At 58.0% G+C, this 22,635-nt stretch carries 21 protein-coding genes; 5 read left to right on the top strand and 16 right to left on the bottom strand.

All coding sequences use genetic code 11. From position 1 onward, the window contains the following. Window positions 1-16: 16 nt before the first annotated feature. The 12 genes from gltA to Q0K43_RS02115 form a co-directional block, all read right to left on the bottom strand. On the bottom strand, window positions 17-1,414 hold the full coding sequence (gltA, locus tag Q0K43_RS02170) for an NADPH-dependent glutamate synthase (RefSeq protein ID WP_297288930.1): 1,398 nt from the start codon (window positions 1,412-1,414) through the stop codon (window positions 17-19). 15 nt (window positions 1,415-1,429) lie between these two features. Beyond that, window positions 1,430-2,287 (bottom strand): sulfide/dihydroorotate dehydrogenase-like FAD/NAD-binding protein, encoded by an 858-nt coding sequence (locus tag Q0K43_RS02165; protein WP_297288929.1) that lies wholly within the window; start codon window positions 2,285-2,287, stop codon window positions 1,430-1,432. Window positions 2,288-2,494: 207 nt separating this feature from the next. After that, window positions 2,495-3,394: a sensor histidine kinase gene (locus Q0K43_RS02160; RefSeq protein ID WP_297288928.1), complete on the bottom strand. Its 900-nt coding sequence runs from the start codon at window positions 3,392-3,394 to the stop codon at window positions 2,495-2,497. Window positions 3,395-3,452: 58 nt separating this feature from the next. After that, window positions 3,453-4,199, bottom strand: coding sequence for a hypothetical protein (locus Q0K43_RS02155; protein ID WP_297288927.1), 747 nt, complete (start codon window positions 4,197-4,199; stop codon window positions 3,453-3,455). Window positions 4,200-4,223: 24 nt separating this feature from the next. Further along, a complete protein-coding gene (locus tag Q0K43_RS02150) occupies window positions 4,224-4,979 on the bottom strand; it encodes an ABC transporter permease (RefSeq protein ID WP_297288926.1) in 756 nt (251 codons plus the stop codon). Continuing rightward, the gene (locus Q0K43_RS02145) at window positions 4,972-5,892 is read right to left on the bottom strand and encodes an ABC transporter ATP-binding protein (RefSeq protein ID WP_297288925.1); all 921 of its coding nucleotides are present in this window, start codon (window positions 5,890-5,892) and stop codon (window positions 4,972-4,974) included. The genes Q0K43_RS02150 and Q0K43_RS02145 overlap by 8 nt, the downstream gene beginning before the upstream one ends. A gap of 91 nt (window positions 5,893-5,983) precedes the next feature. Then, window positions 5,984-6,670 carry a response regulator transcription factor gene (locus Q0K43_RS02140; protein ID WP_297288924.1) on the bottom strand — a complete coding sequence of 229 codons (687 nt, stop codon included), beginning with the start codon at window positions 6,668-6,670 and terminating at the stop codon, window positions 5,984-5,986. 22 nt (window positions 6,671-6,692) lie between these two features. Then, window positions 6,693-8,417, bottom strand: coding sequence for an Rqc2 family fibronectin-binding protein (locus tag Q0K43_RS02135; RefSeq protein WP_297288923.1), 1,725 nt, complete (start codon window positions 8,415-8,417; stop codon window positions 6,693-6,695). Next, a complete protein-coding gene (locus Q0K43_RS02130) occupies window positions 8,408-8,821 on the bottom strand; it encodes a Mini-ribonuclease 3 (protein ID WP_297288922.1) in 414 nt (137 codons plus the stop codon). Before Q0K43_RS02130 ends, Q0K43_RS02135 begins: the two co-directional genes overlap by 10 nt. Before the next feature lie 61 nt (window positions 8,822-8,882). After that, the gene (locus Q0K43_RS02125) at window positions 8,883-9,422 is read right to left on the bottom strand and encodes a hypothetical protein (protein WP_297288921.1); all 540 of its coding nucleotides are present in this window, start codon (window positions 9,420-9,422) and stop codon (window positions 8,883-8,885) included. Between the two features lie 90 nt (window positions 9,423-9,512). Continuing rightward, complete coding sequence (locus Q0K43_RS02120) at window positions 9,513-10,217, bottom strand: DUF6320 domain-containing protein (protein ID WP_297288920.1); 705 nt, start codon at window positions 10,215-10,217, stop codon at window positions 9,513-9,515. A 12-nt stretch (window positions 10,218-10,229) separates the two neighbouring features. Beyond that, the gene (locus tag Q0K43_RS02115) at window positions 10,230-11,534 is read right to left on the bottom strand and encodes a hypothetical protein (protein ID WP_297288919.1); all 1,305 of its coding nucleotides are present in this window, start codon (window positions 11,532-11,534) and stop codon (window positions 10,230-10,232) included. Window positions 11,535-11,678: 144 nt separating this feature from the next. Between Q0K43_RS02115 and Q0K43_RS02110 the strand changes: the two genes are divergently transcribed. Beyond that, complete coding sequence (locus Q0K43_RS02110) at window positions 11,679-12,623, top strand: alpha/beta hydrolase (protein WP_297288918.1); 945 nt, start codon at window positions 11,679-11,681, stop codon at window positions 12,621-12,623. Window positions 12,624-12,687: 64 nt separating this feature from the next. Here Q0K43_RS02110 and Q0K43_RS02105 read toward each other — a convergent pair whose 3' ends face one another. From Q0K43_RS02105 to udp, 4 genes are all read right to left on the bottom strand, one after another. Then, on the bottom strand, window positions 12,688-14,562 hold the full coding sequence (locus Q0K43_RS02105) for an ABC transporter ATP-binding protein (RefSeq protein ID WP_297288917.1): 1,875 nt from the start codon (window positions 14,560-14,562) through the stop codon (window positions 12,688-12,690). Next, a complete protein-coding gene (locus tag Q0K43_RS02100) occupies window positions 14,555-16,294 on the bottom strand; it encodes an ABC transporter ATP-binding protein (RefSeq protein ID WP_297288916.1) in 1,740 nt (579 codons plus the stop codon). The genes Q0K43_RS02105 and Q0K43_RS02100 overlap by 8 nt, the downstream gene beginning before the upstream one ends. A gap of 78 nt (window positions 16,295-16,372) precedes the next feature. Then, the gene (locus Q0K43_RS02095; RefSeq protein WP_297288915.1) at window positions 16,373-16,807 is read right to left on the bottom strand and encodes a MarR family winged helix-turn-helix transcriptional regulator; all 435 of its coding nucleotides are present in this window, start codon (window positions 16,805-16,807) and stop codon (window positions 16,373-16,375) included. Window positions 16,808-16,997: 190 nt separating this feature from the next. After that, on the bottom strand, window positions 16,998-17,768 hold the full coding sequence (gene udp, locus Q0K43_RS02090; protein ID WP_297288914.1) for a uridine phosphorylase: 771 nt from the start codon (window positions 17,766-17,768) through the stop codon (window positions 16,998-17,000). 253 nt (window positions 17,769-18,021) lie between these two features. On the opposite strand from udp, the gene Q0K43_RS02085 reads away from it, so the two are divergent. The 4 genes from Q0K43_RS02085 to Q0K43_RS02070 all read left to right on the top strand — a co-directional run. Then, on the top strand, window positions 18,022-18,717 hold the full coding sequence (locus Q0K43_RS02085; protein ID WP_297288913.1) for a hypothetical protein: 696 nt from the start codon (window positions 18,022-18,024) through the stop codon (window positions 18,715-18,717). Window positions 18,718-18,943: 226 nt separating this feature from the next. Continuing rightward, the gene (gene trkA / locus Q0K43_RS02080; RefSeq protein ID WP_297288912.1) at window positions 18,944-20,335 is read left to right on the top strand and encodes a Trk system potassium transporter TrkA; all 1,392 of its coding nucleotides are present in this window, start codon (window positions 18,944-18,946) and stop codon (window positions 20,333-20,335) included. Then, a complete protein-coding gene (locus tag Q0K43_RS02075) occupies window positions 20,332-21,768 on the top strand; it encodes a TrkH family potassium uptake protein (RefSeq protein WP_297288911.1) in 1,437 nt (478 codons plus the stop codon). Before trkA ends, Q0K43_RS02075 begins: the two co-directional genes overlap by 4 nt. Before the next feature lie 163 nt (window positions 21,769-21,931). Next, window positions 21,932-22,635, top strand: a 704-nt coding sequence (locus Q0K43_RS02070; protein WP_297288910.1) for a sodium/proton-translocating pyrophosphatase, incomplete at its 3' end; no start/stop codon positions are given.

Here is a 22,635-nt window from a genome sequence, read left to right as displayed (position 1 = left end):
GCGAGGCCCTCGGAACTTACTTGCTGTGCTTACGGGTCAGGTACTCGTGCATGGAAGCGGCGGCCTTCTTGCCGGCGCCCATCGCCAGGATGACGGTAGCCGCGCCGGTGACGGCGTCGCCGCCGGCGTACACGCCCTCACGGCTGGTCTCCATGGTCTCCTCGTTAACCTGGAGGCAACCCTTCTTGTTGGTCTCCAGTCCGGGGGTGGTGGACCGGATCAGGGGGTTGGGGCTGGTGCCCAGGCTCATGACCACGGTATCCACATCCATCACGAAGTTGGAGCCCTCCACCACCTTGGGGGCACGGCGGCCGCTCTCGTCGGGGGCGGTCAGGCGCATCTTGACGCACTCCAGGCCGCCCACCTTACCGGTACCGTCGTCCAGCACCCGCACAGGGTTGGTGAGCAGCATAAACTCGATGCCCTCTTCCTTGGCGTGGTGGACCTCCTCCTTACGGGCGGGCATCTCCTCCTCGTCCCGGCGGTAGAGGACATAGACGTGCTTTGCACCCATGCGCTTGGCGCAGCGGGCAGCGTCCATGGCCACGTTGCCGCCACCGATGATGGCAGCGGAGCCGGAGATCTTCAGGGGGGTGTCGTAGCCCTCCCGGTAGGCCTTCATCAGGTTGATGCGGGTCAGGTACTCGTTGGCGGAGTAGACACCCGCCAGGGTCTCGCCCTCGATGCCCATGAACATGGGCAGGCCGGCGCCGGAGCCGATGAACACGGCCTCGTAGCCATCCTCAAACATCTCGTCGATGTCGAAGGTCTTGCCGATAACCATATCGGTCTCCAGATCCACACCCAGGGCGGACAGCTTATCCACTTCGTTCTGCACGATGGCCTTGGGCAGACGGAACTCGGGGATGCCGTACACCAGCACGCCGCCGGCAGTATGGAAGGCCTCGAACATGGTAACCTGATAGCCCAGCTTGGCCAGATCGCTGGCGCAGGTCAGGCTGGCGGGGCCGGAACCCACCACCGCCACCTTGATACCGTTGCTCTGGGGCTTCTCAGGCATGGCGTTGATATTCTCCCGGTACCAGTCGGCCACAAAACGTTCCAGCCGGCCGATGGCCACAGGCTCGCCCTTGATGGCCCGGACGCAGCGGGCCTCGCACTGGCTCTCCTGGGGACAGACACGGCCGCTGACGCTGGGCAGGGCATTGGTGTCGGAGATGATCTCATAGGCGGCCTTGAAGTCGCCCTCGGCCACCTTGGCGATAAACTCAGGGATGCGGATATTCACCGGGCAGCCGCCCACGCAGGGCTTATGCTTGCAGTTGAGGCAGCGGGTGGCCTCCTCCATCGCCATTTCGGCGGTGTAGCCCAGAGAGACTTCCTGGAAGTTATGGTTGCGTACGTTGGGGTCCTGCTCCGGCATGGGGACCTTCTTCAAACTCATATTCGGCATTGTATCAGTCCCTCCTTACTGGATCATTTCCTTGGCCAGCTGATCCATGCGGCAGGCGTGGCGTTCCTTCTCCTCCGCCTCCTGAGCGCGGTAGACCGCATTGCGGTTCATCAGCTCGTCAAAATCCACCTCATGGCCGTCGAAATCGGGGCCGTCCACACAGGCAAACTTCATCTTTCCGCCCACAGTGACCCGGCAGCCGCCGCACATGCCGGTGCCGTCGATCATGATGGGGTTCAGGGAGACGATGGTCTTGATGCCGTAAGGTTCGGTGGTCTTGGACACAAACTTCATCATGGGGATGGGGCCGATGGCGATGACGGCGTCGTAGTGGATGCCGGAGTCAATGAGCTCCTTCAGCTTGACGGTAACGAAGCCCTGCTCGCCGTAGGAACCGTCGTCGGTCATGATATAGCAGTGGTCGCTGACGGACTTGAACTCATCCTCCAGGATGACAATATCCTTGGAACGGAAACCGGCGATGACATCCACCTCCATACCCTCGGCATGGCAGGTCTTGGCCTGGGGATAGGCAATGGCGCAGCCCACGCCGCCGCCCACCACACAGATGCGCTTGGCGCCCTCGGGCAGCTCGGTGGGCAGGCCCAGGGGGCCTACAAAATCCTGGATGTGGTCGCCCTCGTTCAGGTCGGCCAGCAGCTCGGTGGTCAGGCCCACCTTCTGGAAAATGATGGTGATGGTACCCTTCTCCCGGTCATAGTCGGCGATGGTCAGGGGGATGCGCTCTCCCTGCTCATCCAGCCGCAGAATGATAAACTGTCCCGCCCGCGCCTTCTTGGCGATCAGGGGGGCCTCCACCTCCAGCAGCGTCACACTGGGGTTGAGTACCTTCTTGCGTACGATCTTTACCATTGTATTCTACCTCTTCTTCTCAAAACAATCTGCGGCACGGTTCCCCTACACGGCCGCTCCAGCCATTTTATGACTGCCCAGTTTAGAAAACCTTACAGCCCCAATGGTTTGCGGCCTTTCAGTCATACGGGTAAACGATATCAGCTTTCCTTTGCTTTGTCAAGCAGCAATCAATGGCTTTGGCGGATCATCCAAATAGCCGGCCTTCTAAAGGGGCCACTGTATCCGAATGGCAAACAATCCTGCTTCAAGCTGGGCGGTCAGAGTACAGTTCATTTGCTCCGCCAGTGTCTTGACGATGGCGAGGCCCAGACCGGTATTACGCCCGGTACGCATTTTATCCGAGGTAAAAAAGCGATCAAAAATGTGGGGCAGATCCTCGGAATCCAGTTCATCCGTCTCATTGGCAAACAGGCTGACGATCTGATCACCCTCCCGGTAAAGCCGGACCGTCATCTTGCCCCTACCGTGATCCAGGGCATTGCGGATCAGATTGGTAAAGATCCGCAGTACCCCGCCGCTGTCGGCCCATACCGGCGGCAGATTTTCCTCCAGTTCCACCGTCATGTCGAAGCCCCGGTCGGTAAAATCGTTGTAAAAGGCCGCCAGCAAGCCGGACAGGCTGGTGTACAGGTTGACCGACTCCCGTTCCAGAGGATATTCTCCCCCCTCCAGACGGGACAGGTCGTAAAAGCCGGTGATCAGGTTTTGAAGGGCGCGGGCCCGGTTTTCCACCACACTCAGGTATTCCTGACGCTCCCGCTCCGGCAAACTGGGGTCCTCCATCAGTTGGAGATAGCCCAAAATTGAGGTCAGCGGCGTCCGCAGATCGTGGGATACGTTGGCGATCTGCTGGCGGAGGGAGCGTTCCCGGTCCAGCCAGAGAGCCCGGTCCTCCCGCCGCAGCTCCAGCAGCCGGTTGACCTGTTCCAACAGCTCCTCCGCCGGCCGGTTGGGTACCGCCAGCCGAAGGCGGGCCGTACTGTCCGTCTCCTCCAGCTGTTTCATCTGCCGGGCTGCGCCTTTCAGCGCCTGGCGCTGGGTCCATATCCAGACCAACAATCCGATACAAAGCGCGCCCAACAGGATACTCAAAATCACCCACATGCCGCCTCCTCCTTTCCAGCCCAAAAGGGCGGCCGACAGGGCCGCCCTTTTCCGTACTTCATTTGATCTCCCGTCTGTGGAACCAGAACAGCCCCAGCAGCGTAGTAGCCGCCAGCCATCCCATACCCACAGTCCAGCACCAGAACTGGTACTGCCAGGTCAGCCAGCCGGACAGAAAATCCGGCATCAGCAGGGACATGGGCATGATCGCCGCCTGGAGAAAGCTGCTCAGGCGGCCGCCGCTACCCATTGCGGCCAACGATACCAAAATGGGCTGGCCAAAAAAGCTGAGCAGGTAGTAAGTTCCCATCCAGGCGCCTGTACTGCGCAGCAGCATAGCCATCATGTGGCACAGCCCGTATACGCCGCACCACAGAGGAATGGCGCCCAGCAGGGAAAAACCTACAACACCCAGAGCAACCATATCTGTTTCCTGGGAACTGTGGGGAAGCGCAACCCAGCCTACGGCCAGATAGCTTCCCATCAACAGCAGGCACAGGCCAAGCCCCAGCGCCAACCCGGTCAGCAGCTTCCCAAGATAGATCCGGCTGCGGCTCAGACCAAAGGATACCTCATTTTTCAGGGTGCTGAGCGTCCCGCCGTCCACAGTCTGGGTAAGCAGCGGCGCTACCAGCATGCCCAGCAGCATGGTGGTTGTGGCGGCAGAGGCCATTTGGGCAAAATCCTCGGCAGCCAGCATCAAGCTGGTGAACAGGGCGGTACACAGCCCCAGAAAAATGGTCAGTCCATAAATGCCCTTGTGCCGGAAGGCCTTCCACAGCTCGGCCTTGATGTAATTGAGCATGCGCTTCCCTCCCGGCTCCCCGCGTCAGCGGATCTCCTTGTTCCGGAATGCCACCAGGCCTACCAGGGTGGCCCCCGCCAATACCGCCAGGCCCACCACCCAGCACCGGCCTATATAGTCCCACTGGAAGGCGTAGTTAGGCAGCATCTCCAGCATCACTGCCGGCATAAACTGGCGGATCATTTCAAACATCGGATGGATGAGCAGGCCGCAGGCCTGGAACACTGCGGGCAGCACGCCCAGCAGCCCCACCGACACAAAGGCGGCCACCGTGGTGTTACGCACCAGAAAATAGCTGGCCATCGCTACCGCCTGGCCGCCCAGCCACAGCGGGAAGGCGCCCGCAAGGGCAAACCACACCAGATCCAGGCCGGCCTGTTCCATTCCGGTATGGGGAAGCAGAATCCAGCAGCCGGCAATATATACTCCCACCATGATCACAGCAGCCAGCAGGGCTACCAGAGTGGCCACCAACAGCTTGCCCAGGTAGATGCGCGCCCTTGGCAGACCGTAGGCCACCTCGTTTTTCAGCGTATTATGCTTGTACTGCTCGGAGAATGCCAGATCGCCGGTCAGAATGGTGGCGTACAGTCCCACGCTCAGCATCAGAGGTATTGTGGTAACGGCAGCATAGAAATCCATGTTAGGGTTCCCGTTGGAACTGGTAAACCAACAGCCCCACACCATCAGCCCTTCCAGGGCCAGAACCACAAACAGAGCAATATACAGATACTTTCTCCGAACTACCTTATAACATTCCGCAGCCAGATAGTTACGCATGGCGGACACCTCCGATCATGGACAGGAAGTAGTCCTCCAGATTGGCCCCCCGGCTCTCAATGGAGCGCAGGGACGCGCCCCCCTCCACCAACGTCCGGGCCACCGTCTGGGGCTGGTCCAGAAAGCTGTACAGCCGCAGCACGCCGCCGGGCAGCACCTCGTAATCCCGTGTACTCAGCTGCCGCTCCAGTATCAGGGCGGCGGCGGAGGGGTCCTCCACCTGGATCTCAATACAGGCCCGGCATTTTTCCTCCAGAGCCCGGGCGGTGATCTGCTCCAGCATGACTCCGTTGTCGATGAAGCCGTAGCAGGTGGCCAGGTTGGCAAGCTCCGGCAGGATGTGGCTGGAGATGAGGATGGTGGTCTGCCGCTCCCGGTTGAGCTTGAGCAGCAGGTTGCGGAACTCCACAATGCCCTCCGGGTCCAGGCCGTTGATGGGCTCGTCCAGCAGCAGGAAGTCGGGCCGGTTCATCAGCGCCAGAGCCAGGCCCAGCCGCTGCTTCATGCCCAGAGAGAAGTTTTTGAAGGTCTTCTTTCCGGTATCCGCCAGGTCCACCTCTTCCAGGGCCTGATCCACCGTCCCCTTCCCGGGGATTCCCCGCTGAATGCGGTAGTACTCCAAATTCTGCCGGGCAGTGAGATAGGGGTAGAAACTGGGCGTCTCCACCATGACCCCGGTACGGGCTCGTACCTTCATCAGCTCCTTACCTGCAGCGCCAAAGAGGGAGATCTCTCCCGCCGTAGGAATGGTCTGTCCGGTCACCATACGGATGATGGTGGTCTTCCCCGCTCCGTTGCGGCCCACCAGGCCGTAGATCTGGCCTTTCTCCACCGTCAGTTCCGCCCGGTCCACCGCAGTGTGGGAACCGTACCGTTTGGTCAGGCCCTTTGTGTGTAATACGGTTTCTGTCATAGGGCATCAGCCTTTCTCTTGGTTTGTGATGCCAGTATACAGGCAAGGCCATAACGGAGCTTTAAGCAAAGGTGAAGAAAGTATAAAACCATCAGTCGTTCAGCTTAAAGCCGATGCCCCACACCGTTTTGATGTACTCTGTGGGGCTGGCCTTGGCCAGCTTGGAACGCAGATTGGAGATATGGACGTTCACCGTATTGTCGTCTCCCATATACTCCCCACCCCACACCTGCTGATACAGTTCCTCCCTGGTAAACACTTTTCTGGGGTGTTCCATCAGCAGAGCCAGAATGCGAAACTCACGGGCGGTGATGGTCACCGGCTTGCCGCCGGCAGTGACGGTGACCCCCTCCTTGTCCAGTACCAGATCCCCGTGCGTCAGCACCGAGCTGCCACTTCCCCGGTCGAACTGCTTGTACCGGCGCAGCTGGGCCTCCACCCGGGCCAGCACCTCGGCGTTGTCGAAGGGCTTGGGGATGAAGTCGTCCGCCCCCAGTTTGAGTACATTCACCCGATCCTCCAGCCCCGCTTTGGCGGAAAGGACGATGATGGGCATGGTCTTGCGGCGGCGCAGCTGGGCAATGAACTCCTCCCCGGTGAGCCCAGGGAGCATCAGATCCAGCAGCACCAGGTCATAATCATACTGCTGGGCCCACAGGGCGGCCTCGCTGCCGGAGTAAGCGGGCCGACAGTCGTAGCCCGCCCCGGTTAGAATCTTGCACAGCAGGTTGTTGATGTCCTGGTCGTCTTCCACCACCAGGATGTGGCAGGTCTCCATATGATCTCCTCCTGGTCCCCGGTTATTTCACCCGCAGGCGTTTGGCCAGCTCGTGGTCCGGGTCCACCACAGCGGTCTGATAAGTGGTATACACCACCATGCCCGGCCGGGCACCGGCGGGCTTTTTCACATACTTCACCGGCGTATAGTCCACCGGCACCCGGGTACTGTCTCCCGCCTGGGAAAAGGTAGCCGCCAAAATGGCCGCCTCGGTGAGGCTCCGGGCGTCGGCCTCCCCTCCCTCCAGCCACAGAATCACATGGGAGCCGTGGATCTTCTGTGTATGGAGCCAGATATCGCTCTTAAACGCCATTTTCGTGGTCAGCTCGTCGTTTTGGCTGTTGTTCTTGCCCACGGTGATTCGCAGTCCGGTGGAGGAACGAAATTCCATCGGCTTGCCCGCCACCCGCTTGTCCCGCTTGGCGGCGGTCTTGGGCCGGCGGAGATAGCCGGTGTCCATCAGCTCCTGCCGGATCTCGCCCAGATCCCGCTCCCCTTCCGCCAGCTTCAGGTTCTCCAGCACGCTGTTCAGGTACTCCAGTTCCTTCTCGCCCTTCTCGATCTGGATGGTGAGCATCTGCTCGGCTGTCTTGGCCTTGTTGTAGTCCTTATAATATTTGGCGGCGTTCTGCTGGGGCGTGAGCAGGGGGTCCAACTTGATCTCAATCTCACCATAGTCCGGGTCATAGAAATTCTGGGCCCGCAGTACCGCCATCCCCTTCTCCATCCGATGGAGGTTGGAGGTGATGATGTCCCCCTGCTCCCGCAGGCGTTCCCGGTCAAAGGTGGCGGCCAGTTCCTTCTCCTGGTTTGCCAGCTTGCGGGCGGTCCGGTCCCGGGCGCTGGTCACCGCTTTGACCAGATCCTGGCCCCGCTGTTTGACCCGTTCCGCCGCCTCCCGGCGCTCATAGAATCCGTCCAGCAGGACGGAAAAGCTGTCCTGGCGGATGCTTTCAGTCTCAGGCCCGTATTGGAGGATGGGCAGGAAGGAAAAGTCCACCGGCTTGCCGTCCCGTACCAGCAGATAAGCTGTAAAGCTATTTTCCTGTACAACTTTTCGCAGCTTCAGAAGTTCAGAAACCAGCCCCTCCTCGCCGCCGGCCCGAAAGACAATTTCCCTGGCAATCAGGGGAGAAAGTCCGATAAAAGTATCCATCAGCAACTTCTCCGGCTCTTTTCCCATAGGATTGTCCAGTGCCGTCCTCAGTTCGTCCTCACTGAGGGTAAAGGGATTTTGCTTTTCAGGCATAGCAGGAGGATGATAGAACAAGCCAGGCAGAACCTGCCGCTGTCCCTTGGATAGATCGCCCTCAACACGGCGGATGCAGTCAATGATGCGGCCATCGCCATCCAATAGAATGAGGTTGGCGTTACGTCCCATGACCTCCAGCACCAGGCGGCGTTCCACCCGGTCCCCCAGCTCGTCGATGGTCTCCAGTCTGAAGTCCAGGATGCGCTCCAGGGGCGGCTGGTTCAGTTCCAGAATGCGCCCGCCCAGCAGGTGCTTGCGCAGCAGCATACAGAACATGGGGGGCTTGTCCGGGTTTTCCCGGTTCAGGGTGGTGAGATGGGCCCTGGGATGGCCGGGATTGGCGGAGAGCAGCAGCTTCAAATTCTCCCCTTGTCCCCGGAGGAACAGCACGATCTCATCCCGGGTGGGCTGATAGATCTTGTCGATCTTCCCCCCGACCACGGCCCGGCGGAGTTCCTCCGCCACGGCGGTCAGGCACAGTGCGTCTAGCGGCATTCCTCTTCCTCCATCATCACGGCAAAGAGTTGATTGAGCCGCTGGGTGCGGCCCTGGAGCCACAGCCAGCCAAACAGGGCCTCCAGTCCGGTGGCGGCCTGGTAGTCCGCCCGGCTGGCGTTCTGGGGTACGCTGTGGGGGCTGGTATTCCGGCCCCGGCGGAATACGTCCTGCTCCGCTTCCTCCAGAATGGGCAGGATCTTCTCCACCGCCCGTGCCTGGGCAGGAGCCGCCACATAATGTACGGCAGCCCGATGGAGGCCCTTGGATGTGGCTTTTCCGTGGAGGCACAGCCAGGAGCGCACCATCAGTTCAAAAACGCCGTCTCCCAAATGGGCCAGGCCCAGGCTGCTGATGGCCCGGATATCGTCAGGCTGAACGCTGAGATGAAAATAATCCGTCATAGTCATTCCTCATTTGTAATATGGAATCTCATTGTGCCAGTATAACGCAAACGTGGTAAAATTACAACTCTTCCAGTCTGGGACATCCTCCGGGCCGAAAGGGAAAGCAGAGATAATCCCGTCCATTCAGCTGCATCAGCCGGGCAAAGCAAAACAGCGGCGTTAAAGGAAAGGGGCTGTCTGGTTCATACCGGTAGGCCAGCAAAAAGCCGTTCTCCTCCCGGCGCATCAGCGCCGGGCCCCGGGCAGCCGCCGAGAGCAGGGGCTCGCCCAGCAGCTGTCCGGGAGCGTCCACTCTGCTCCAGCCCTGAGGCGGCCCCTCCTTCCCGCCAAAGGTGAAGGCCAGCGCCGCCTCGCCCCCCTCCGGCGGCCAGGCGCCCTGACGCTTCAGTTCGCTCACCGACAGGGTACGTTCCAGCCGCAGGGCGCCTTCCTGCGGCACAAAGGTGCCCAGCAGCGCCTTTCCCGTGGGGCCTACCAGCCAGCATTTATACAGGCCCCGTTGGTCGTCTGGGATCTGAGCGCAGCACACCGCCCGGCCCTGCTGCTCCCGAACGGTGAGCCAGCCACGGCCCTCCGCCAGCACAAACCGCCCCTCCATGCCGCGCCCCCCCCTTTCTGCTATTCTATGCGCCCCGCCGGCGGGACAGACGAAAAGGGCGGCGCAAGATTGCGCCGCCCCGGTGCTTGTTCAGGTATGGAAACGACGACGCACCTCTTCCCGAAACGCGGGAATGCGCCGGATGATGACCAATGGAATCACGGTACACACGCAGATGGTAAGTACCACCAGAGACCAGGAGGGGTCCCATCCGCCTGTCAGCCAGCGGTCGATAAAAAACTCCACCCCCAGCAAAAAGACGCCCAGGCTGCCGATCAAAATCGCGGCGCTGCTGATCACAGAGCGGTGATAAACCCGCAGCATGAGCGACAGCAGCAGCCATACCGCCCCGCCCCACAGAATGATGGGTACCGCCAGCCCCAGATACCACGCCCTTCCGTTCAGCTCCACCGACATCAGATAGACATACAGTGCCACCGCTGCCACGTTGATAAGGCTGCGTACCAGAAGGGGGATCCGCTTGAAGAGAATGGGCAGCACAATCCACAGCCAGAGCATAATAGTGGCCCCAATCACATAGAGAGACCAGGTGCGACCAGGCTTTAAAAACAGGTTCAGCAGACCGCAGCCCACCGCCACGCAGGCCAGCATGGCGGTAATGACCGCCGCCACCGCTCCCTTGGGGATGGGGGGCACCTCTCCCCGCTCGTCAGGAAAGGGTTTGGGCGACTGGGTATCCGGCGGGCGGCCGGGGTCTATCACTTCTGTCCGGCACAGTGGGCAAAATGTGGCCGTCCCATCAAGCTCCACCCCACAATGAACACAATAGGGCATGACGTCTCCTCCTTACTGGGTACGGTTGCTCTCCACCTTCACATGGATGCCGTCCCGCACCAAAAAGCGGAAAAAGTCCCGCTCGGTATCCGACTCCTTCTGGGTACCGGCAAAGGTGATCTCCATCACATCACCATAGCTGATGGAGGCGCAGTGGACTCTCGGCATGGTGGCCTGGCCCAGGATAACCTCCATCCGCCGGATGTGGGGCCGCATCTCTTCCGGCACCTCAAAGGGACCCGGATTGGTATAAGTACCGGAGAAGGGCCGTACGCCCGCCATCCAGTACCCAAAGGCGACACCGGGATTTTTAAGGACCACCGGTGTGATCTGCACCAGTTTGTTCCTGGCAAACTTCACGTTGCCCGCAAGCTCCGCCTGCATCTGCTGGCGGTTGATGTTCAGGCGCAGGTAGTGATGTACCTGACTGACGATCTCCTCAAAGGTATACTCCCCCAGGCCGGGATCAATACAGGGCCGGACTGTCAGAATAAAATTGCGCAGGCTCTCGGTGGGAAACCAGGGCCGTAAATTGATGGGGATGGCCAGCGCCACCGGCAGTTCCTTTTTGGGCCGTTCCCTGCGCTGCTGATCCACCAAAACCTTCAGCAGCACCGCCGTCAGATACTCTGTGATGGACGCGCCGTGTTCCCTGGCCTTTTCCTTCAACTGCCGCACGGAGCAGAATCCCATCGTCACATTCAATGTATAGAACGGTTCCGCCGTACCGGCGTTGGGATACGCCTTCTTCAGGGTTGTAAAGCGTCTTGCTTTTACAGTGGCATAGCGAGCGTAGGCGTCCTCCAGCTCTTCCGGTCGTGGCGGCTTGTCCACGTCCAGCACACCGCAGGTATTGGGGATCTGGTACCCCAGTTCCCGCAGGTAGACCGCCAGCAAGGTGCGCAGCAGGGTCATAGCCCCCGCGCCGTCGCTGATGGCGTGGAATACTTCCAGGGAAATGCGCCGCTCATAATAAAAGAAGCGTACCAGCCAGCCGTCGTCCTGGTCAAAGCGCACCGGCTGACAGCAGTTGGAGATATCCTTCTGCACAAAAGGCCCCGGCGCATCATTGAACTCGGAATAGTACCAGAAAACGCCCTGTTTGATGCGCACCCGGAATCCGGGAAAGCGGGGCATGGTCTTATCCACCGCCCGCTGAAGGGCTGCGGGGTCCACCGGCTGATCCATGACGGCGGAAAACCGATAGACCGCCGAATACCGCTCCTTCTGGATGGCGGAGTACACCACCGCCGCATTGTCCAGACGATACCACTCTTTCTGCCGTTTTTCCTTCTCCTCCGGCTGTTTCCCGGCCATATACTCCACCCCCTTCTTCTGTAAAAGAATAACACATTCCACTGTCGCTCACAAGGGAAAGCGCACTTTCTTTTATAATCAGCCTATGCTATAATGCTGTTTACAAGGCGGCCCTTCGCCTGACTCCTGAGGAGGAATCCCCACATGAAACACCACACGAAACGGGAAGAACTTGCCGGCCAGCGGGCGGAAAAGCAGCGTCTGGCGCCCTTTATGCGGGCTTTGAAGGCCATCCACAGCGCCGCTACGCCCGAGGTCATGAACGTGGAAGATCTGACTAAGCAGCGAAAAAATCAGGAATTGCTGGGCCGTCTGGTGGCTCCAATGGGAGGCATGAGCTGGGAGACCTTCCTGCTGGGTGAAATGAACTGCGCCTGGATCAGGCCCCATCGAAGCTATGACCACCGGAAAGTTATCCTCTATTGTCACGGCGGCGGCTATACCAGCGGCACGCTGGGCTACTCCCGCATTTTGGGCTCCAAATTGTCTCTGGTCACCGGAATGCAGGTCATGAGTTTTGAATACCGCCTGGCGCCCGAGCATCCCTACCCCGCCGCCGTGGAGGACGCTCTCCAGGCCTGGGACCATCTGATGTACCTGGGATACGGAGCCCGGGACGTGGTGGTGGCAGGCGACTCGGCAGGAGGCAATCTGGCATTGGTTCTCACCCATAAGCTCAAGCAGGCAGGACGGCGGCTGCCCCGGGCCCTGCTTCTGTTCTCGCCCTGGACCGATATGACGGCCAGCGGGAACTCCTATCAGGAACGGGCGGACATTGACCCGGTCCTTACCTTAAATTATATCCACGCCACCCGGGACGCCTATGCCCGGGGAGAGGACTTCACCGATCCTTGCCTGTCCCCCCTGTTCGCCGATCTGACCGGCTTTCCTCCTACCCTGATCCAGGCCGGCACCAACGAGCTGCTGCTCTCCGACGCGGTACGCCTGCGCAACCGTATGCTCAAGGCCTCCGTCCCCTGCCGGCTGGAGGTGTGGGACAAGATGTGGCACGTCTTTCAGACCTTCCCTATGAGAAAAGCCAATGAGGCCATGGAACACGCCGCCCGGTTTTTGATGGATATGCTGTAAGGCTTCTCTCTTTGCCCAAACTAAGACACGCCGCTGCAATGCAGCGGCGTGTCTTTTTCGTTTCTTATTCCAGCTCAAAAGCGCCGGTATAAAGTTGATAGTAGAGGCCGTGTTGGTTAATCAGATCCTCATGGTCGCCCCGTTCCACAATGCGGCCATGATCCAGCACCATGATAGCATCGGAGTTTCGGACGGTGGAGAGCCGGTGTGCAATGACAAACACCGTGCGTCCACACATCAAAGAATCCATTCCCTGTTGAACAATGGCCTCCGTACGGGTATCGATGGAAGAGGTGGCCTCATCCAGGATCATCACCGGCGGGTCGGCAACCGCGGCCCGTGCAATGGCAATGAGCTGCCGCTGGCCCTGAGACAGGTTGGCGCCGTTGCCGGTGAGCATAGTATCATATCCCTGGGGCAGCCGGCGGATAAAGTCATCGGCATTGGCCAGCACGGCGGCGGCCTCTACCTCCTCATCGGTGGCGCTCAGGTTGCCGTAACGGATGTTCTCCCGGACGGTACCGGTAAACAAGTTGGTGTCCTGAAGTACGATGCCCAGAGAGCGCCGCAGATCCGGCTTCTTAATATCGTTGATGGAGATGCCGTCGTAGTGAATCTTGCCGTCGGCAATGTCGTAGAAGCGGTTGATCAGGTTGGTAATGGTGGTCTTGCCCGCGCCGGTGGCGCCCACGAAGGCCAGCTTTTGACCTGGCTTGGCAAAGAGCGTGATGTCATGGAGGATGGTCTTGCCCTCCTCGTAGGCAAAGTCCACATGGTCGAAGCGCACGTCGCCCGCCAGTCTGGTGTAGGCAAAGGACCCGTCTTCCTGAGGAACCTTCCAGGCCCACAGGTTGGTATGCTCGCCGGTCTCGTGGAGGGTGCCGTCCTGATCGAAGGCCACGTTGACCAGGGTGACGGTACCGTGATCCTCCTCAGGAGGCTCATCCATCAGATCGAAGATCCGCTGGGCGCCGGCCAGGGCCATGACCACCGAGTTGAGCTGCTGGGAGATCTGGCTGATGGGGTTGGACAGGCTCTTGGACAGCTGGAGGAACGTGGCGATGACGCCCAGCGTGATGGCGCCCCCCACACCGCTGAGGGCCAGCGCGCCGCCGGCCATGGCAATGATGACATATTGAATGTTGCCGATGTTAATCAGGATGGGCATAAGGATGTTGGCATATTTATTGGCCTTATAGGCGCTTTCGCACAAGGCGTCGTTTACCTTGTCAAAGCCCTCCTGGGCCTCCTCCTCATGGCAAAAGACCTTGACCACCTTCTGGCCGTTGATCATCTCCTCAATATAGCCGTTCAGATCGCCGATCTTGATCTGCTGCCGGATAAAGTACCGTCCGCTGCGCCCTGCCAGGAAGCGGGTCACCAGCAGCATCACAACGATACAAAGGACGACAACGCCGGTCAGCATCAGGTTGGTGGTGAGCATTCCGATAAAAGCGACTATGATCATCATCAGGGAATTGATGACCTGGGGGATGCTCTGAGAAAACATCTGACGCAACGTATCCACGTCGTTGGTGTATACGCTCATCACATCGCCGTGGGCATGGGTATCAAAATACTTGATGGGCAGGGATTGCATATGTCCGAACAGATCGTCACGGATCTTCTTCTGCACGCCCTGGGAGATGGTGACCATCAACCGGTTGTAGGCAAGGGCACACAGCGCGCCGGTGAGGTACAGGCACCCCATCATGATCAAAGCCCGAAGCAGGCCGTCAAACACGGGATTGTCCATAGCCAGCAGAGGGGTGATATAGTCATCGATGAGGGAGCCCAGGAACAGCGAACCGGATACAGAGGCAATGGCGCTGACCATGATACACAAAAGAACCAGGACAAAGCGGAGGCCGTAGCCCCGACCTACATAGCGCATCAGTCGGCGCACGGTATGGGATCTTTTCACAGGCGTTTTATTCATCCTCGCTCCCTCCCTTCGTCTGGGACTCATAAATTTCACGATAAATACCGCAGTTTTTCAGCAATTCTTCATGGGTGCCCATAGCGGCGATCTTGCCGCCGTCCATCACCAGGATCTTGTCGGCGTCCTCGATGGAGGAGATACGCTGGGCGATGATGAACTTGGTGGTCTCAGGGATCTCCTCCCGGAAGGCCTTGCGGATGAGGGCGTCGGTCTTGGTATCCACGGCGGAGGTGGAGTCGTCCAGAATGAGGATCTTGGGCTTTTTCAGCAAGGCCCGGGCAATACACAACCGCTGCTTCTGGCCGCCGGAGACGTTGGAACCACCCTGCTCGATGTGAGTATCATACTTGTCGGGGAACTCCTGGATAAAGGGATCAGCCTGGGCCAGCTTACACACCCGGACCATCTCCTCATCGGTGGCCTCCTTGTTGCCCCAGCGCAGATTCTCTTTGATGGTACCGGAGAAAAGCACGTTCTTCTGGAGTACCATGGCCACCTGCTCCCGCAGGGCCTCCATATCGTAGTCCCGCACATCCACGCCGCCTACCAGTACCCGGCCCTCAGTGGCGTCGTACAGGCGGGGGATCAGCTGGACCAAGGTAGTTTTGGAGGTGCCGGTGCCGCCCAGGATACCCACGGTCTCGCCGGACTTGATGGTGAGATTCACGTCCTTCAGACACTCCTTGGTGGGGTCCTTGGCATAGCTAAAGCTGACGTTTTCAAAGACCACGGAGCCGTCCTTCACCTCATAGATGGGATCGGGGCCGTTTTTCAGGTCGCTCTCCTCGTTGAGCAGTTCCACGATCCGCTCGGCGGAAGCCCGGGCCAGAATGATCATCATCAGCACCATGGACAGCATCATCAGGCTCATGAGGATCATCATGATATAGCTGAACATACTGGTCAGCTGACCGGTGGTAAGCTCGCCGCCCACCACCAGATTGGCGCCAATCCAAGATACCGTGAGCATGCAGGCATAGACGCAGATCTGCATCAACGGCATGTTGAAGGCCACGATCTTCTCCGCTTTGGAGAAGTCCATATAGATCTCGTTGGATACCTTGCCGAACTTTTTCTTCTCATGATCCTCCCGTACAAAGGATTTGACCACGCGAATACCCAGCAGGTTTTCTTCCACCACGTTGTTCAGCCAGTCATATTTCTTGAATACTCGCTCAAAGACCGGGTGAGCAGATCTCATGATTGCCAAAATGCCGATCGCCAACACAGGAATGACAATCAGGAAAATCAGCGCCAGCTGGGGATTGATGGTAAAGGTCAGCACCCAGGCACAGATCAACATGATGGGGCAGCGTACCGCGATCCGAATGATCATCATAAAGGCCATCTGTACGTTGGTTACATCGGTAGTTAGCCTGGTAATAATGCCGCCGGTGGAGAATTTGTCAATGTTGGAAAAGGAGAACTTCTGGACGTTCTGATACATCTCACGGCGCAAGTTGCGTGAGAAGCCGGTGGATGCCTTGGCGGCAAAGCGGCCGGACAGCGCGCCCAGCAACAGCGCCATCAGCGCCATTGCAACCACCAGAATACCATACTGAAGAATGTGGGCCATGCTGCCCGCCTTCACACCTTCGTCCAGCAGCTTGCCTGTCATCATGGGGATCAGTACGTCAAATGCCACCTCGCCGATTACAAAGATAGGCGTAAGTATGGCATCCAGCTTGAACTCCCCGATGCAGCTGATCAAGCCGCGCTTCTTCTTCATAGGGTTCCCTCCTTAAGGATCAACGGGCCATGGCCCGCGCGCATTGCGATGACGTTTTGTAAGGCCTATCAGGACAACTTACATCAAATTTTGCTTCAGTTTTTCCACTGTGCTGAGAAATTGATCCAGCTCCTCCCGGCTTACGCCGCGGGTGAGCAGACTTTCCACGCTGCTGATCCGATCCATAATCTGTTGATGCAGCGCATCCGCCTTTGGCGTCGTGGTCACCCGCTTGAGTCTGGCATCCCGCTCCACCGACTGACGGACAATATAACCCTCAGCTTCCAAGCGTTTGAGCAGCCTGGAAGCCGTGGACCGCCGGATATAAAATGCCTCCTCAATATCTTTCTGACACACTTCCTGGTCCTGGTTGTGGCACAAAAATCCCAGGATCTTCACTTGCATCTCGGTAAAGTCGTCCCCGTCTGTGGAACCGGTCATTTCCAGCACTTTGCGCCTCAGCAGATTGGACAGAGCTTTGACCTCATAGCCAATATGGCGCTCCTGACGCATTTCGTCATCTCCTTTTTACATACTATGTTTAGTTTAGTTTGTTTGCTAACAGTTGTCAATGCACAACATTCACAAACCCCGTTTGCAACTGGGCGCAAATTTCTGTTATGCTTTATTCGCATACGCATACTTGCATTTGGGCACGAGAAACCCCGCCGCTTATTGCGGCGGGGTTTTAAAAAATATGTATTCAGGCTTTCTCCCGGTCTGCGGCAATGAGCAGCTTGACTGCTTCTATACCAACTTCCAGAGCGGCGGAAAGATCGTGGCTCTCCTCCTGATCCAGGCCGGCGGCTTCCCGCTCCTGATTCCAGATCACATGGAAGCAGGAACCGCAGCGTACGCCCAGGGCGGCAGCGCAGCAGAAAAGGGCTGCCGATTCCATCTCGGAAGCCAGAACCCCAAGGCGCTTCCATGCCTCCCATTTATAGAGCAGTTCCTGGGCCACCGGCATTCGGGCGGGGCTGTGCTGACCATAGAAGGAGTCCTTACACTGAACCACGCCGGCATGCCAGGGCTTGCCCAGATTTTTAGCGGCCTGGACCAGAGCAGTCTGTACTTCATAATCGGATACTGCCGGGAACTCAATAGGTGCATATTCCCGGCTGGCACCCTCATGCCGCACCGCACCGGTGGCGATCACCACGTCGTCGCTCTTGACCGGAAGCGCAATGCCCCCGCAGGTCCCCACCCGGATAAAGGTATCCGCCCCAATGTTGTGGAGTTCCTCCATTGCAATCACTGCTGACGGACCGCCGATGCCGGTGGAGCATACGCTTACCTTCTCTCCCAGCAGGGTTCCTGTATAAATGGTGTATTCCCGATTGCTTCCAATCTTTACGGGGTCATCAAAATAGGCGGCGATCTTTTCGCAACGCCCGGGATCTCCCGGCAGAAAACAGTAGCGTCCTACATCGCCTTGCTTACACTTTATATGGAACTGCAGTTCATGTTCGTGCATACCTGAAATACCTCCTCGGTTACTGATATGGATAACGCGCCGGATCTCAGCCCAATCGGTCAAATCATACATGACCGGTGGGATGTATTATACCAGTTCCATAGCCTCATTGCAAGATGCACAAATACCACTCTTATTTGTAACGATTTGTTGTTGTATTTTTTGTCCTGCTGTTTTACAATAGGACCGCCGGCAGAAAATGTGGGTTTTCGCATATCTGAAACCGGTACTTGGGAGAATGGAGGCAACGAGCATGAAACGGGCGCTTATGATGTCATCCCTGGCGCTTTTCTGCGGTCTGCTTCTGGGCACCATCATCGGCAGTGCTTTGCCTCCTTCCGTCCACGCTTCAGGCAGCGCCGCGGCCATTGCACCGGGCGTTTCAAACAACCTCAGCCGTTACCATTCCACCGCCACGCCGCAGGAACAACCGCTGGACCCCAACGACAATACCATCCTGCTGGACCGAGGCGGCCAAGTGTTGGAAGCCCTGAAAGCAAAGGACTACGCCGCCCTTTCCCTGCTGATCCATCCTGAGAAAGGCGTTATGCTGACTCCCTATTCCACCGTGGACCCGATCCGGGACAACGTACTTTCCCGTGCGCAGGTGTCCCAACTGGCCGGGGACGAGCAGTATTATACCTGGGGCCTTGCCGATGGTTCCGGCAATCCCATTTCCTGCACACCCGCCCAATATTTCGAGCGTTATGTCTTCAACACCGACTATACGGAAGCGCCCAAGGTGGGCGTCGATACCATCCTGGCCAGCGGGAACGCGCTGGAAAATGTGGTGGAAGCCTATGCGGACGCCCGGTTTGTAGAGTATTATTTCCCAGGCATTGATCCTGCATTGGAGGGGTTTGACTGGTGTTCTCTGAAACTGGTCTTTGAAGTATGGAACAACGACTGGTATCTGGTGGGTATGATCCACAGCGAGTGGACCATCTGACTGTTTCAGTTTCTTTCCATTTCTGCCGGCATTTTGCCGGCAGTTTTCTTTTCTATATGCCCGTATCCCCACAAATTCGCCAGATTGCGCAGAATTTTGAAAGAACGCTTGCATCTACAGACACTTTGCGTTAAGATGGGCTGTACTAGCGTTCATATATCATAGCAGTGATTATCTCATGTGAGCGTTTGCGGATACCACGGTATTCGGAAAGGGTGGATATTGTTTGAAGATCATCATCGTGGGAGACGGTAAAGTGGGGTTTACCCTGGCGGAACACCTGTCCCAGGAGGAACACAACGTCACCGTAATCGACACCAATGACGATGCGCTGCGCCGGGCTTCGGAATCATTGGATGTCATGTGTATTAAGGGCAACGGCGCCTCCATCTCCGCGCTGAGGGAATCGGGTGTGGAATCAGCTGACCTTCTGATTGCCGCTACCAGCATGGATGAGGTCAACATGGTGTGCTGTCTGACCGCCAAACGGCTGGGCGCCAAATTCACCATTGCCCGGGTACGCAACGTGGAGTATGCCATGGAACTGTCCCACCTGAAGCAGGAACTGGGCATTGATCTGGTCATCAATCCGGAGAATGCTACTGCTGTAGAGATCTCCCGGCTGCTCCGCTTTCCCAGCGCCGCCAACATTGAAACGTTCTGCCGGGGCCGGGTGGAGCTGATCGGTTTCCGGGTACGGGAGGGTGATTTTCTGGCAGACCAGCCCTTGTCCGCACAGACCAGCAAAATCCGCGAACTGCCCATGCTTCTGTGCGCTGCGGAGCGGGAGGATGGCGAAGTTATTATACCCGACGGCACTTTTGTTCCCCGTGCAGGCGATCGTCTCTACCTGGTAGGACAGCCTGCCGGTCTCAACGCCTTTTTCCGTCTGCTGGGGCGGCATACACCAAAGCTGCACTCAGCCTTCATCATCGGCGGCGGCCGGATCGCTCACTACCTTACTGCCATCTTGCTGAAACTGGGTATGCGGGTTAAGATCGTGGAGCGCAGCGAGGATCGGTGCCGCCACCTCAGCGACGTACTCCCGCAGGCTCTGATTATTCAGGGCGACGGTACCGACCAGGAGCTTCTGGAGGAGGAGAATGCCAGCGCCTCCGATGCCTTTATCGCCCTTACCGACCGGGACGAGGACAATATCATCATTTCCCTCTACGCCATGCAGCAGGGCGTGAAGAAGGTAATCGCCAAATCCAACCGACAGAATTATGCCGGCATTGCCCATGCCGCCGGGCTGGACAGCGTGATCTCCCCCAAGTTGATTACGGCCAGCCAGATCCTCCAAGTGGTCCGCGGCATGCAGAATTCAAAGGGCAGCGTGATGAACGCCCTGTACAAGATTTGCGACGGCCATGCCGAGGCGCTGGAGTTTATTGCCAATGAGACGACCCATAATCAGGGCGTACCGCTGAAGGACCTGCGGCTGAAAAAGGGTATCCTGATCGCCGTACTGGTCCATCAGGGCAAAATCATCATCCCTGACGGCTCCGCCTCCATCTCCGCCGGTGACACCGTCATCCTGATCTCACGCAACCACGGCATTCTGGACCTCAATGACATCTATGAGGATTCTCTGCTGGATCTGGGGGCTGCGCAATGAATTTCAGACTGGTATTCAAGGTAACGGGCAAATGCCTGATGGTGGAGGCCATCACCATGCTGCTCCCGCTGCTGGTGTGCCTGATCTATCAGGAAGATCCCTCTCCTTTCCTTCTGACCATCCCTCTGGTCATGATCGTTGGTTTCCTCCTGTCGCTGTTAAAAAGCGACGACCATTTCTTCCCCCGGGAAGGCTTTTTTACCGTGGCGCTGATCTGGCTGCTGATGGGGGCCGTCGGCGCGCTGCCCTTTTATTTCTGCGGCTACTTCTCTTCCTACATCGACTGCTTTTTTGAGGCTGTCTCCGGCTTTACCACCACCGGCGCTTCCATACTGACCGCGGTGGAGCCCCTGCCCAAGGGCATTTTGTTCTGGCGTTCCTTCATCCACTGGCTGGGTGGTATGGGAGTTCTGATCCTCACCATTGCACTGCTGCCCAGCCTGGGGTCCCGTACGCTCCACCTTATGAAGGCGGAGAGCCCCGGTCCTGTGGTCAGCAAGCTGGTGCCCAAGAGCAGCCAGTCCTCCAAGATCCTCTACGCCATCTACTGTGCTCTCACCCTCGTCGAGATCGTGGCCCTGCGCATCGCCGGCATGCCCCTGTTCGACTCCATCGTCCACTCCTTCGGCACCGCCGGCACCGGCGGCTTCTCCATGAAGAACCTCTCCATCGCCGCCTACAACAGTCCTGCCATTGAGATCATTGTCACCATCTTTATGCTGCTGTTCTCGGTGAACTTCTCCCTGTACTTCCTGCTGCTGTGCGGCAAGGTGAGGCAGGTATTCAAAAGCGATGAGCTGCGGTTCTTTCTGATTGTGGTCTTTGCCAGCATCACGCTGATCTCCATTAATATCTGGGATCTTTACCCCACCGGCGGAGAATCCATCCGCCACGCCGCATTCCAGGTGGGTTCCATCATCTCCACCACCGGCTTCGCCAGCACGGATTTCAACCTATGGCCGGAGTTCTCCAGGGTCTTGCTGGTACTGCTCATGTTTATCGGCGCCTGCGCCGGCTCCACCGGCGGCGCAATCAAATGTTCCCGCGCTCTGTTGCTGGGCCGGTGCATCAAACGCGAGATCCGACAGGTCATCCATCCGCGGGCGGTAAACGTGGTCAAACTGGACGGCAGGATCGTGGACGAAACCGCCCTGCGCTCTGTACAAATTTTCTTCGCGGCTTACATCTTCATTACCCTGGGCGCCACCTTGCTTGTATCTGTGGACAACAATTCCTTCGGCACCACATTTACCGCTGTAGTTTCCTGCATCGGCAACATCGGCCCCGGGCTGGAACTGGTAGGTCCCATGGGCAATTACGCCTTCTTCTCCGGCTTCTCCAAACTGGTGCTGTCCCTGTGTATGATCATTGGCCGCCTGGAGGTTTTACCAATTTTGGTTCTCTTTAGCGGAAATGCATGGAAACGTTCTTAAACTAACCATTCGTTTTTGTCCAAAGCGTCAAATCCTCGGATTTGACGCTTTCTTTTTTGAATACTCTTGCCAAACAGATGTGTTTTGAGGTATTATATTGTTGTCTGTAAAACCGGGAAGCCTTGCGCTACAAGGGCTTCCCAAAACAAAGGAGTTGGGTAAGATGATCGAAAACCTCTTTTGGCTCGGTCTAGTGGGCGCGTTGATCGCCTTAATCTTCGCCGTAGCCCAAGCAAGAAAGGTGCTAAAGTTTTCTGAAGGCACAGAATTAATGCAAAAACTCGCCGCCTCCATTCGTAAAGGCGCTAACGCTTATCTTAAGCGCCAGTATACCACCGTCGCCAAGATCTTTATTGTGGTCTTCGTGATCCTGCTCATTTTGGCTGGCGTTGGCATGCTGGATAACTGGTTTATCCCCTTTGCCTTCCTCACCGGTGGTATCTACTCCGGTCTGGCTGGTTTTGTAGGTATGAAGATCGCCACCTCCGCCAACGCCCGTACCGCCAACGCCGCCCACGAGAGCCTGAATCGCGGTCTGAACGTGGCCTTCTCCTCCGGCGCCGTTATGGGCTTTACCGTAGTTGGCCTGGGCCTGCTGGATGTATCCATCTGGTTCCACATCCTGAAGTACATTGCCCACTTTGAGGCCGCCAAGATTGCCCAGACCATGGTTATGTTCGGCATGGGCGCCTCCTTCATGGCTCTGTTCGGCCGTGTGGGCGGCGGTATCTTCACCAAGGCCGCCGACGTGGGCGCCGACCTGGTGGGCAAAGTAGAAGCCGGAATCCCTGAGGATGACCCCCGCAACCCCGCCACCATCGCCGACAACGTGGGCGACAACGTGGGCGACGTGGCCGGCATGGGCGC

Source organism: uncultured Flavonifractor sp., from assembly GCF_944383115.1.
In the GTDB taxonomy this organism is placed as follows: domain Bacteria; phylum Bacillota; class Clostridia; order Oscillospirales; family Oscillospiraceae; genus Flavonifractor.
The sequence above is the reverse complement of the archived record's forward strand: the minus strand, read 5'-3'. Positions and strand labels throughout refer to the sequence as shown.

Coding starts and splice junctions, on each gene's coding strand:
- gltA (WP_297288930.1), bottom strand. CDS start 1,414: ATGCCGAATATGAGTTTGAAGAAGGTCCCCATGCCGGAGCAGGACCCC.
- Q0K43_RS02165 (WP_297288929.1), bottom strand. CDS start 2,287: ATGGTAAAGATCGTACGCAAGAAGGTACTCAACCCCAGTGTGACGCTG.
- Q0K43_RS02160 (WP_297288928.1), bottom strand. CDS start 3,394: ATGTGGGTGATTTTGAGTATCCTGTTGGGCGCGCTTTGTATCGGATTG.
- Q0K43_RS02155 (WP_297288927.1), bottom strand. CDS start 4,199: ATGCTCAATTACATCAAGGCCGAGCTGTGGAAGGCCTTCCGGCACAAG.
- Q0K43_RS02150 (WP_297288926.1), bottom strand. CDS start 4,979: ATGCGTAACTATCTGGCTGCGGAATGTTATAAGGTAGTTCGGAGAAAG.
- Q0K43_RS02145 (WP_297288925.1), bottom strand. CDS start 5,892: ATGACAGAAACCGTATTACACACAAAGGGCCTGACCAAACGGTACGGT.
- Q0K43_RS02140 (WP_297288924.1), bottom strand. CDS start 6,670: ATGGAGACCTGCCACATCCTGGTGGTGGAAGACGACCAGGACATCAAC.
- Q0K43_RS02135 (WP_297288923.1), bottom strand. CDS start 8,417: ATGCCGCTAGACGCACTGTGCCTGACCGCCGTGGCGGAGGAACTCCGC.
- Q0K43_RS02130 (WP_297288922.1), bottom strand. CDS start 8,821: ATGACGGATTATTTTCATCTCAGCGTTCAGCCTGACGATATCCGGGCC.
- Q0K43_RS02125 (WP_297288921.1), bottom strand. CDS start 9,422: ATGGAGGGGCGGTTTGTGCTGGCGGAGGGCCGTGGCTGGCTCACCGTT.
- Q0K43_RS02120 (WP_297288920.1), bottom strand. CDS start 10,217: ATGCCCTATTGTGTTCATTGTGGGGTGGAGCTTGATGGGACGGCCACA.
- Q0K43_RS02115 (WP_297288919.1), bottom strand. CDS start 11,534: ATGGCCGGGAAACAGCCGGAGGAGAAGGAAAAACGGCAGAAAGAGTGG.
- Q0K43_RS02110 (WP_297288918.1), top strand. CDS start 11,679: ATGAAACACCACACGAAACGGGAAGAACTTGCCGGCCAGCGGGCGGAA.
- Q0K43_RS02105 (WP_297288917.1), bottom strand. CDS start 14,562: ATGAATAAAACGCCTGTGAAAAGATCCCATACCGTGCGCCGACTGATG.
- Q0K43_RS02100 (WP_297288916.1), bottom strand. CDS start 16,294: ATGAAGAAGAAGCGCGGCTTGATCAGCTGCATCGGGGAGTTCAAGCTG.
- Q0K43_RS02095 (WP_297288915.1), bottom strand. CDS start 16,807: ATGCGTCAGGAGCGCCATATTGGCTATGAGGTCAAAGCTCTGTCCAAT.
- udp (WP_297288914.1), bottom strand. CDS start 17,768: ATGCACGAACATGAACTGCAGTTCCATATAAAGTGTAAGCAAGGCGAT.
- Q0K43_RS02085 (WP_297288913.1), top strand. CDS start 18,022: ATGAAACGGGCGCTTATGATGTCATCCCTGGCGCTTTTCTGCGGTCTG.
- Q0K43_RS02075 (WP_297288911.1), top strand. CDS start 20,332: ATGAATTTCAGACTGGTATTCAAGGTAACGGGCAAATGCCTGATGGTG.